At 62.4% G+C, this 2,960-nt stretch carries 4 protein-coding genes; all 4 read right to left on the bottom strand.

Going from position 1 to position 2,960, the window contains the following annotated elements:
* On the bottom strand, positions 1 to 219 hold a 219-nt coding region (locus M9890_15715; protein ID MCO5178402.1), incomplete at its 3' end, for a replicative DNA helicase.
* Positions 220 to 225: 6 nt separating this feature from the next.
* On the bottom strand, positions 226 to 753 hold the full coding sequence (rplI, locus tag M9890_15710; GenBank protein ID MCO5178401.1) for a 50S ribosomal protein L9: 528 nt from the start codon (positions 751 to 753) through the stop codon (positions 226 to 228).
* A gap of 144 nt (positions 754 to 897) precedes the next feature.
* Positions 898 to 1,722, bottom strand: coding sequence for a 23S rRNA (guanosine(2251)-2'-O)-methyltransferase RlmB (gene rlmB / locus M9890_15705; GenBank protein ID MCO5178400.1), 825 nt, complete (start codon positions 1,720 to 1,722; stop codon positions 898 to 900).
* A partial coding sequence (locus M9890_15700) for a class I tRNA ligase family protein (protein ID MCO5178399.1) occupies positions 1,679 to 2,960 on the bottom strand: 1,282 nt, incomplete at its 5' end. The genes rlmB and M9890_15700, both read right to left, overlap by 44 nt.

Here is a 2,960-nt window from a genome sequence, read left to right as displayed (position 1 = left end):
CAGCTCATCGACGAGGGTAATGAGGTCAGTCGGCTCGCGGCGATTGTAGAGGTTGATGATTGCTTCGTAGATGACGCCATGAGCCGACCGGTAGAAATCGGTCGGCTTGACATAGGAAGCGATGCGGATCACGGCATCGCGATCGATCAGCAACGACCCCAGCACGGATTGCTCCGCGTCGATATTGTGAGGTGGAAGCCGATCGATCGCCTGCACCATGGTGGGCTACTCCGCCTCTTCGGCTGCCTCGTCCGGCTCGTCCTCGCTGGCCTCGTCCTCGGAAGCTTCCGCCTCAGGGACGTAGTCCGGGTCGAACGCGACGACGGTGATCGTCGGAGTGAGTCGGCCAACCAGCCGGACCGTCACCTCGTGCTCGCCGAGCGAACGGATCGGCTCGTCGAGGTCGACCTTACGGCGGTCGATCTCTTCGCCAACGGCTGCGGCAAGCTTCTCTGCGACGTCGGCCGCTGTGATCGAGCCATACAGGCGGCCCTGCTCGCCAGCGCGTACCTGCACCTCAATGCGGGTGCCCTGGATGCGCTCGGACAGACCGCGCAGCTCTTCTTCCTGCTTTGCGATCCGCTTTGCCTCGGCTGCCTGTCGCTCCTCGACCTGCTTGATCGAGCCACGGGTCGCAATGGTGGCGATGCCTTGCGGGATCAGAAAGTTCCGCGCATAGCCCGGCGCAACATCCTGGACTGTTCCGGCGTCACCCAACTTGGGGACGTCCTGCATCAAAATGATCTTGACCACGCCCTGCCCTTCCTCACTGTCTGCAACGCGATGTTCGTGCATTCACGTGCCGCGCACGTCTGCTGTGTCATGCTCGTTCGCATTCTGCGCGCGCCGACATTCGCGTTGCGGACGCGCGACCAACAAGTGTATACCGTCGCGGCATTACGTCACCACCACAGCATCAGAATCGCTGTCACGATCGCGAAACACCTCGTAGAGTGCGATCGATCCGGCGACTGCTGCATTCAGAGAAGCGATCTGCCCTGCCATCGGGATTGCGGCGACGATGTCGCATGTCTCTCGCACGAGCCGCCGTATGCCCGCTCCCTCGGAGCCTGTGACGATGACGACCGGTGGCTGCATGCTGACCTCGAACAACGATGACGCCTCGTCGTCACCGGCCAGACCGACGACCCAGAACCCAGCCTCTTTGGCTCGCATGAGCCAGCGGCTGAGGTTGACCTCCTGCAGGATGTTCAGGTGCTCGACTGCGCCAGCCGATGCGTTGACGACAGCCGGCGTGATCGACGCCGCTCGATCGGTCGGAATGATTACACCGGCAATACCGGTGATCTCAGCCGTCCGGAGCAGCGTCCCGACGTTCTGCGGGTCGGCGAGTCCGTCGAGCGCCAGCAGGGCCCGATGATTCGCGGCCAGCTCGGCGAGGTTCAGCACTTCCGCATACGGATAAGCGGAGGTGACCAGGGCGACACCCTGATGGTTGCCGCTGACCAGCGTGTCGAGGTCGTGACGCGGTGTGCGCTTGACCTCAATACCCCGATCGACTGCTATCTGTGTGATCTCCTGAATGCGCGCATGCTGCTCAATACCGTCACCGACCAGCAGACGCTGGTGGCGACGACGATTCGCGAGCAGCGACTCCCGAACGGCATTCCTGCCGTACAGGATCTCGCTATTGCCGCCAGGCTTTCGCCGTCGACTGTCAGTCCTTGCGCCGCCAGGTCGCTCCGTCGGCCGAGTCCTCAACGATGATCCCTCGTTCTGCTAGCTCATCACGAATCCGATCGGACAGCGTCCACTGCTTCGCTGCCCGCAACTCATCCCGGATTGAGATCAGGAGATCAATGAACGGCGCTGCATCGCCTGTCCCAGAGGAGGTGTTTGCACCGAGCCGCAAGCCGAGCACACCCGCGAGCTGAACGAGCTTGGCTTGCAGGACATGTTTCGCCGCACCCTCGGCGCGATTGGCGCTGCGAGACAGATCGAACAGCACTGACATTGCGATGGGCGTGTTGAAGTCGTCGTCCATTGCCGAACGGAAGCGTGTGTCAGCTTCGGCGGCGGCGCGTTCGGCGTCGGCATCATTTGCGTCTGTTGTTGCGTCGTAGCCGCGCACGGCAGTATCGAGACGCTCCAGGCCACGGCGGGCGCCTTCGAGCACTTCGTCGTTGAACACGAGCGGGTTACGGTAGATCGATTGCAGGACGAGCAGGCGGAACGCGCGCTCATCCCCGCGCCGAATCAGCTCCTTGATCGAGACGAGGTTGCCGATCGACTTGCTCATCTTCTCGCCCCGGTTGTAGAGGAATCCGTGCGCAAAGACCCTGCGCGGCAATGGGATTCCCGCCGACATCAGGAACGCGGGCCAGTACACCGTGTGGAATCGGATGATGTCCTTGCCGATCATATGCAGATCTGCGGGCCAATACCGTTGGTAGAGGTCCGATTCGGTGTCCGGGAAGCCAGCCCCGGTCAGGTAGTTGGTCAGCGCGTCGACCCAGACATACATCACATGCTTCTCGTCGCCGGGTACCGGTACGCCCCACTTGAACGTCGAGCGCGATACGGAGAGGTCGCGCAGGCCAGACTTGACGAAGCTCATCACCTCGTTGCGGCGCTCCGCCGGACCGATGAAATCGGGCTGACTTTCATAGAGCTCGAGCAGCTTGTCCTGATAGGCCGAAAGGCGGAAGAAATAGGTCTCCTCCTCGTTCCACTCGACCGGCGAGCCGAGCGGCTCGCGGCGGACACCGTCTTCGCCGAGAGTCGTTTCGCTCTCGTCGAAATAGGCCTCCTGCCGCACGGAATACCAGCCGCTGTAGCGGTCGAGATAGATGTCGCCATTGTCGGCCATGCGCTGCCAGATCGCCTGGCAGGCGCGCTTGTGACGATCCTCCGTGGTGCGGATGAACTGGTCGTTGGAACTGCCGACGGCCTCCACCATGCCGCGGAAGACCGCCGAATTGCGGTCGGCGAGTTCCTGC

The organism is Thermomicrobiales bacterium, assembly GCA_023954495.1.
GTDB lineage: Bacteria > Chloroflexota > Chloroflexia > Thermomicrobiales > CFX8 > JAMLIA01.
This window is presented reverse-complemented; position numbering and strand designations above follow the sequence as displayed.